Origin of the sequence: Komagataeibacter oboediens (genome assembly GCF_003207815.1) — a bacterium.
Classification (GTDB): domain Bacteria; phylum Pseudomonadota; class Alphaproteobacteria; order Acetobacterales; family Acetobacteraceae; genus Komagataeibacter; species Komagataeibacter oboediens.
In genome coordinates, this window is sequence record NZ_NKTX01000087.1 from 1 (window position 1) to 8,203 (window position 8,203).

At 54.8% G+C, this 8,203-nt stretch carries 4 protein-coding genes and 1 pseudogene; 2 read left to right on the top strand and 3 right to left on the bottom strand.

Annotation, left to right across the window (positions count from 1 at the left end; translation table 11 throughout):
• Positions 1-254 precede the first annotated feature (254 nt).
• The 3 genes from CFR80_RS15955 to CFR80_RS15965 form a co-directional block, all read right to left on the bottom strand.
• Positions 255-818, bottom strand: coding sequence for an RES family NAD+ phosphorylase (locus CFR80_RS15955; RefSeq protein WP_258367872.1), 564 nt, complete (start codon positions 816-818; stop codon positions 255-257).
• A gap of 51 nt (positions 819-869) precedes the next feature.
• On the bottom strand, positions 870-1,592 hold the full coding sequence (locus tag CFR80_RS15960) for a hypothetical protein (protein WP_232272648.1): 723 nt from the start codon (positions 1,590-1,592) through the stop codon (positions 870-872).
• Between the two features lie 109 nt (positions 1,593-1,701).
• Positions 1,702-6,852, bottom strand: a complete 5,151-nt coding sequence (locus tag CFR80_RS15965; protein WP_181418253.1) for a DEAD/DEAH box helicase — start codon at positions 6,850-6,852, stop codon at positions 1,702-1,704.
• A 145-nt stretch (positions 6,853-6,997) separates the two neighbouring features.
• Here CFR80_RS15965 and CFR80_RS20210 point away from each other — a divergent pair, with 145 nt between their 5' ends.
• Positions 6,998-7,171, top strand: coding sequence for a transposase (locus CFR80_RS20210; RefSeq protein ID WP_110507694.1), 174 nt, complete (start codon positions 6,998-7,000; stop codon positions 7,169-7,171).
• Between the two features lie 65 nt (positions 7,172-7,236).
• A pseudogene (locus tag CFR80_RS15975) lies at positions 7,237-8,109 on the top strand (transposase); the annotation flags it as partial.
• Positions 8,110-8,203: the final 94 nt, after the last annotated feature.

Here is an 8,203-nt window from a genome sequence, read left to right on the forward strand (position 1 = left end):
ACGCTCCAATGCCGTCAGTTCAATCGCAACCGCTACACGTCCCATTCGATTACCCCTGCCATCAGGATAATCATATAAACTTCTCGATCAGGACACTAGAGAGTTTCCTGGCTTTCGTTGCATCCTGTGACCTCAAAGAGGTCCGCATCTGGGGCAATGGTGCCGCATTGACAATATGTTGCTGTCCGAACTGTACCGCCGCCTCAAGGTGCGCGTGTCGTGGCAGTTCTTCAATGACCGTTGCTTCCGACTATTCACTCTCTGATGGCCACCTGAAAGAGATCGAGAATATCTTCGAGTGCGAAGATTCCATTAAGATTCATCCTGGCAGCTTCCGATAGTTTTGGAATGGCACGTTCGAAGATTGCCAGATTGATCTCCTCATTCAATCGGGAGGGATAGAGAATACCGTCAGGTTTGGCAGGATGGTTATGGAGTGCGAGTGACCATTGGCGCGCGGGACGCTGGTCCGACCCGCCGACTACATCGCTGGGAATGCCCATCCTTAAGGGATTGTCGCTCCGCAGATCGACAACCCGCAAATCAGTGACCACCACGATCTCCGCATAATCACGGTCGGTGATTTCCTGCTCGGCGAGCAGAAGCTCTCCGATTACGCCATCACGACTGTCGCGCAGGATGGCTTCCACGAAACAAACCTTCAGGGTGCTGCCGACATAAAGAACCCCAAACCGCTCAGGTGGCGGCAGATCCCTAGGATCGCTGAACCGGCTCTCGTTCTTGCCGAAACCCAGAGTGTCCGAAAACCGCCGCAACAGGATGCGCCCATAACGGGTACCGGCTGGTACTGTTGTCACAACGAGGTCAGCTTGGTCGAAGTTGCTGGGGGGTAGGCTTGCGGACGACATTTACGCGAAGGTGCCCTCGGCGATACTGGCCGCGACCGAGAGGACGCGTTTATCTTCTCCTTTCTCTAAGGCCGCGATTGCAGTCCGTCCTTCGAGTTCAGGGTGCTTTTGGGTGAGGAACCGGTAAATGGTCCACGGACTGTCGCCAAGCGCGGTAAACAGGTTCGGGATGATAGCGAACGGACGACCGTCGCGATCGAGTTGCCAGGCCGGGTAACGACAACCGCGTGTCGGGCCTTCGAGGCCGATCAGCTGGCGAGCGTGCCGACGGGCATTCACCGTGACACGGGTTGTTCCCATGCGCCGCGCCAGTTCTTCCGCCGTCACCATATCCTCATGGGCAAGAATGCTGGCGGCCAGCGCCTCGCCACGCGCCTTCGCGCGCGCCAGACCGCTACCGGACGTGCGCTCCGCCGCCTGTGTGCCTGCAATGTCCTGATTCTCTGGAGGATGCACAATCCGGACTGTACCTTCGGGCGTGACTTCGACTGAAAAGCGGACGCCACGTCCTGTTTTCCGGGTCTCCGCCAGCGCGTGGCCGAGATTTTCGATCACAGAGCGTGCTGTTCCCACCTGTCTGGCGACAGATGTCAGCGCAGTGCGTCCGACAGGAATGGAAACGGGTTGCACGCCGCGTGCGCTGAGAACCACAGTGCCGCTACGCGTTTTCGCCGCAAGACGGCGCGATTTTGTGGTGAAAGAGGATGCAGTTGCTCGGGGCATGGTGTATCTCCTGCCGTATCCTCCTCATTTTCGATAAATCTGTCAAGCCCGATAAGTTCGTAAAGGTATGGCGTTTAACGTCATGCTTTCATGACCTGTTAGCAGCCTGTCAGTTGTCCAGAATTTCCAGGGCTGGAAGGTTCTTCACAATCTTCATGGTTTCCAGGCTGATCGTGATGACACGCAGGAACAGGTCCAGCGGATAGCGGGGGTCGTTCATGGTTTCGATGGCCCAGTTATTGGCATCGTTGACGATACCGCTGGCCTTGTCGGTTTTCACGCATTGACGTTCCACGACCCAATCGAGGGCAGGCTTGCCGTTCACCACGTAGTCGTAGGCTTCCAGAGGGATACCTGTGATAGTGATGCGGTCATTGTAATGCAGGATGGTTTTGTTCTTGCCCTTGCCGTATTTCATCTGTGTCACCCGATAGTTGTCGGGTGACAGTGATCCTTTGCCGTAGTCAATCTCCACGCCTTCATAGATGGGCTGGCTATCAAAATTTACGTGCATTTCGCCCAACCTGCGACCAGCATCCGAGAAGGCTTTGAAGGCTTCATATGTCTTCATGCGGGGAATGCGGGGCAGTTCCTTTCGCAAGGTATCTGCGTAGCGTTCCCGGTATTCGGGCGAATGCAGAAGGCCATAGACATAATAGAACAAGTCTGCCTTGCTGAGTTCCTTGTCCGGATAAGCATCCTGAAAGTGCTTCAATCCCTCATCTGTGATGGTTTCGCGTCGTACAAGACGTGGTTGAGAAGGTGTCTGTTCAAATAGACTGCCCTGGGAAGTGTTCATTGGCTGTCCTCCGTTTCGTAAAGAAACATCGGAAAGCATTGGACCCCGTGTAGAAGGTGCAGGTCCGGAGTGCAGGATATCATCATTGTTGAGAAAGGCCGGTCTTCTCCCGGACTGGCTATGCAAATAACAAGATTCCTCTCTTGTACTTCTGTTGTTGATCGAGTATAATTGTCCTGTCCTGTCCTGTCCTGTCCTGTCCTGTCCTGTCCTGTCCTGTCCTGTCCTGTCCTGTCCTGTCCTGTCCTGTCCTTCTTCATATAAATATTCAGAAAAGCATTGTGTTCCGCCATCACTTTGCAAATCTGGGACAGATTTGCTCATGAGTACAAACTGACTGTCATCGTGCTGGCGTTGCTTAATCATAATTACTCTATTATCCGCCTTAGCGTCAGGAAACAGTCGAGGCATTTGATAGACCATCTCGTTCAGGCGTCTGTTGAAATAGAGCCATTGGAACGTGAATGGTCTGTAAATGCCCTGTGTAAGACAATCAGAGGAATATAGAAGATCTTTCCCTTTGATAAAATCTTGCTTTAGAGTGCGGGTCCAGCTAATTTTAGTGGGGTTGGTATCAATAAACTTATCCACCTCATTGTCTCGTGCCTGTCTATTCGAGACTGGGTATGCTTCATTAAAACGCTTGAGTTCCTGATTATAGGCTGAAATGGTGGTTTGCATATTGCCTGCCAGAGCCTTTTCTCCAGCATTCCAGCACCACGCATCTCGCTGGGTTTTGACTCCAGCTGAATAGGTCGCGAACAAAACAGGCCCGGCATCTTTCTCTTTACTGCCGATAGCGATGAAATTCCCGAAGCTGTCATCCCGTTGCCGTAGCCAGTCGCCATGTTCATCCGGTGTGATTGTCTGCCATAGATCTTCGCCAGTCAGGCCATTGATGCTGGCCAGTTCCTGAATACGTTTCAGCTTCTGCTCACGGGTCAGATAATCCCCAATATCGTGGAACAGAATACGACCCTGTTCCTTTGCATTTGGATTCTTAACCATGAGGGAAATGGCAATCGGCGCCCGGCTTCCAGCATCGAATATCTTTCCACCTTCTTTGCGAGATGTTTCCCCTGATGTACGCTGGTTCCCCCGCAGATGAAACACATGGATGGAGGAAAATTCTTCGGCCAGACACCGGCGTAAACCATTTGCCGTATTGGCATCCAGAAAGCCTGCGTTGGTCACGAAACCGATGACGCCACAATCCCCAATGCGGTCAGATGACCAGCGAATGGCGCGGATATAGCTGTCATACAGGGCGCGCTTGTTCGTGGCACTGGACCGCTCCGCATAGGTCTTCGCAATCCGCGCATCCAGAGTGGGATAGGCCACATTCTGGTTGTTATCATTCCCACTTTCCTGCCCCACGGAGTACGGCGGGTTCCCCATGATCACACGGATATCCAGCTTCTTCTGTTTGTGGATACGCCGGTTGTTGTCCTCTAGGGTCGCACTTACCAAGTCATGCGGTTCATTCAGCCTGAAGGTATCCGTTAGGCAGATACCCTCAAAGGGTTCATATGTTCCGTCCATTAGGTCGAAGAATGTAGCCTCGATATTGATGGAGGCGATATAGTAAGCCAGCAGGACAATTTCGTTAGCGTGCAGTTCCTGCCGGTATTTATGGAGCATTTGCTCCTTCGTGATCAGCCCGCTCTGCAATAACCGGGTGATGAATGTGCCCGTGCCCGTGAAGGGGTCCATGATATGGACGTCCTTGCTCCCAAGGGTCTGACCGAACTCGCTTTCCAGCACGTCATTGATGGAACGGATGATGAAATCCACAACCTCAATAGGCGTGTAGACAATACCCAGGCGGTCCTTCAGGCGTGGGAAGGCTTTTTGGAAAAAGCCGTCATACAGTTCCTTGATGACCTTCTGGCGGCCATAGGACGTATCAATACCCGAAGCCCGTTCACGGACGCTGGTATAGAAAGCCTCCAGCCTGTCCGTTTCCTTGTGTAGGCTGTGCTTGTCCAGCGCATCCAGAACCGTCTGCATGGCTCTGGACATGGGGTTGTCGCCAATGAAGCTATGGCCAGCGAACAGGGCTTCGAACACGGGGCGGGTGATGAGATGTTGTGCCAGCATCTCGATGACTTCGTCCTCGCTGATGCTGTCGTTCAGTTCCGTTCGCAGGTCTGACGTGAATTCCTTGAACGAGGTCCGGGCTTCCACGTTGTTGGGATTCTCCAGAATGGTTTTGATGCGGGTGATGTGGGTCTGGGCAATCCGGGCGATATCATCGGCCCAGTCTTCCCAGTGATGACGGTTGCCGACCTTCTTGACGATTTTGGCATAGATAGCCCGTTCAATTTCCCCAACTTCAAATTGCAGGGTTTCCTGCCTGTCGTCGTCAGGGAATGAAGCCTTCTTTCCAATTTTGTAGGACGAATGGGCTTTCTGGGTTGTGCCTGTTGTCAGGGCCTTTGTCTTAGCCGTGATCTTCTTCGTGACCGCGATGACTTCCATGCGGGATGTGTCAGGTCTGGCCTGAAGATCCATCTTGTTGATCATGTGATCAAAACGGTCATCGTGGGAACGCAGGGCCTGAAGCACCTGCCAGACCACCTGATAGGTCTTGTTGTTATCCAGAGCCTGGTCTGGCTCAACCCCAGCCGGGATAACTACGGGCAGTACGACATAGCCCCGCTTCTTGCCTGGTGCGACCCGCATCACACGGCCCACGGACTGGACCACATCCACCTGTGAATTCCTGGGGGTCAGGAACAGGACTGCATCCAGCGCCGGCACGTCCACCCCTTCGGACAGGCAACGGACATTGGATAGAACCCGACATATGCCTTCCGGGGGCTCGTCCTTCAGCCAGGCGAGTTTGCCTTCCTTTTCGCTGGCATTCATCCCGCCATCGACGTGTTCGGCTTCGCAGACCAGACGGGCGTCAGGTTCAATGTCTTCCTGTTCCTGATATTCCTCCACGACCTGCTGGAACATATCGGCAATCTGGATGGAACTGACCTTGGGTGTCCTGCCCTTGTAGTCGGGAGAAATGACCTGACAGAAGGCAACGGCCCGTTTCATCGGTTCGGGTATGGTCGTCCCCTCACGAGGCAATCCGCCCGTCGCCAGCGCCTTCCAGCATCCAACAATTTTGGAGGCATCGGAGACGGTCAGGCCGTTATCGGGGTCATCCAGAAGCTTTTGGACACTACGGCTGACGGTTCCCTCGTCAACCGCCAAGACAATGACCTTGTAGTCCACCAGCAGTTTGCGCCGGACGGCCTCGGAGAAGGTGATGACATGGAACTCAGGCCCGTAGATGGCCACATTGTTCATGCCATAGACAATGGCCCCCTCTTTTTCAGCCTTTTCCCGCGCCACATCGCCGTAAATACGCGGGGTGGCAGTCATGTAGAGTCGGTGCCTGCCAGCCAGATAATTCTGGTTATGGACGCGGACGAAGGCGCTATCGTTTTCCTCACCCCCGAAAGTGACCCCTGTTGTCCTGTGCGCTTCATCGCAGACGATCAGATCGAACTCGGGGTAGTCATGCTCCTTCTGGGCATGGCTGATGACATCGATGGAATGATAGGTCGCAAACACGACCGTCATATGCGCGTCGTCATGCCGTTTGGCGTGTTCGGTCGCCAGACGGCCGGGACTGGTGGTTGCCGGGTAGCGGATTTCGTGGATGTTGACCTTAATCTCGTCGTCGTTCTTCGCCTTCTTTTTTCCCACGTCACTGTCGGAACAGACCGCGAAGCTGTGGAGCGGTACCTGACTTTCCTGGGTCCATTCGGTCAGGGTCTGGGACAGCAGGGACAGGCTAGGGACGAGGAACAGGACACGACCACCGGCCCCGACCTGCTGTTCCGCGATTTTCAGGCTGGTGAAAGTCTTGCCCGTCCCGCAGGCCATGATTAGACGGCCACGGTTATGACTCTTGAAGCCGGCCAGAACCCGGCGGATAGCGGTTTCCTGATGCTCGCGAGCTTTCTTCTGCGCCCGCAGGATAGGAGCAATCTTGGGCTGATATTGCGACCAGTCAATCAGGCTGGTTTCCAGGTCATACAGATCAATCTTGCTGACGGGCGGATGCTGGTCCGCAAGCGATGCCTCGGCATTGTCGGTCCAGTGGTTGGTCGTGGCGACAATGATACGTCGGGCAAAATGCTTTTTTCCCGAGGCGGTGAAAAAGCTGTCGATATCCTGCTTGCTGATACGGTGAGACGGGGCATAGAATTTGCACTGGATGGCATGGTATTCACCGGTGTCCCGCGTTCTGGCGACCAGATCGATGCCCGTGTCTTTCGCGACATAGCCTTCTTGGGTTGCCCAGTCCTTGTATGTCCATACCTGGTCATACAGGTCCGCGTAGCTCGGCTCTGTCCGCAGATAGCAGACAATCAGTTCCTCGAAGTAGGTGCCTTTCTCGCGCTCTGTGACGGATAGATTTCTGTAGGTATCAAGCAGTTGGGAAAGCGCGGACATAATCGGGCAAGCCTTTGGACGGTCTGAAAATTACGTCTGGCCAGATTAGCCCTTGCCACAGGGATGGGGAATAGAGCCTGCTGACAAAAGGTTTTTTAGACTGACGTGGACATGATTCAACGCTGGTATTTGCGGAAATCTATGAATGCGTGGCGATCAGACGGACGAAGAAGGGGCGATCATTGGCGACCTGCTTCCATCTGAACGTGGGCGTTGGTCACAACTGGCACAGGATAACCGGCTGTTTCTCAATGGACTGCTTTATGTCCTGCGTATCGGTTGCCCATGGCGGAACATTCATGGGTGCTACGGAAAATAGAACTCGGTCTATCAGCCTGTCGGGTTGGGTTACCCTGTGAAGGGGTGAGGTTGTAAGGTGGTGAGATGAGCAGCTTCATCCCGTTTGACCGGTCTCAGCCGTATCTTCTGCCTCCTGATCTGAAGTCGTGGCTTCCTGCTGACGATATGGCGCATTTCATTGTCGCAGCCGTTGAGCGGGTTCCGATGAGTGCGTTCTGCGTGCCAGTGCGCACGGGTGGCAAGGCACAGTACCATCCGCGTCTGATGTTGGCCCTTCTGATCTTCAGCTATGCGAACGGGTTGTTTTCCTCACGCCGGATCGAGCGGGCGACATATCGCGACATCGGGGTACGCTTCGTGGCGGCGAACCTGCATCCGGATCATGATACGATTGCGACCTTCCGCCGGACGAACCGGACAGCCATTGAAGCTGCATTTGCGCAGGTTCTGCTTCTGGCGCGCGAGACGGGTCTGCTGCGTCTGGGTGTAGTATCGATCGACGGCACGAAAATTGATGCCGACGCTTCGAAATACCGTTCCCTGCGCTACGACCGGATCAGGGCGCTGCGCGAACAGCTGGCGATGGATATCGCGAAACTGATGGACCAGGCGGAGCACGCAGATGCCACAGACAGCGATCCGCAGGCATTGCCGGAAGCGCTTGCCCGACGGGAAACACTGAAAGCGAAGCTGGACGAAGCCTGCGCCCGGCTGGAAGCAGATGCGAAGGCGCAGGCCGAGGCGGCGCGATCGGCATACGAGAAAAAGAAGGCGGTGTATGACGCAAAAACAGGGCGTCGCGGCCGGGCGCCCAAACCGCCCGATGATGAACCACCACCCGACCGGCAGATCAGTCTGACCGATCCCGACAGCCGCCTCATGCGGCGCTCGGACGCCCATGAATTCCGGCAGGCTTACAATGCCCAGGCCGTGGTCTGCGCCGAAGGCAGTCTGTTAAGCGGCATGGAAAAGTGACCCCTTCGGAAGGGGGACAGGCAGCCAAAAACGACCCCTTTCTGAGAAACGGGTTCACGATGGCCTTCATGCTGAA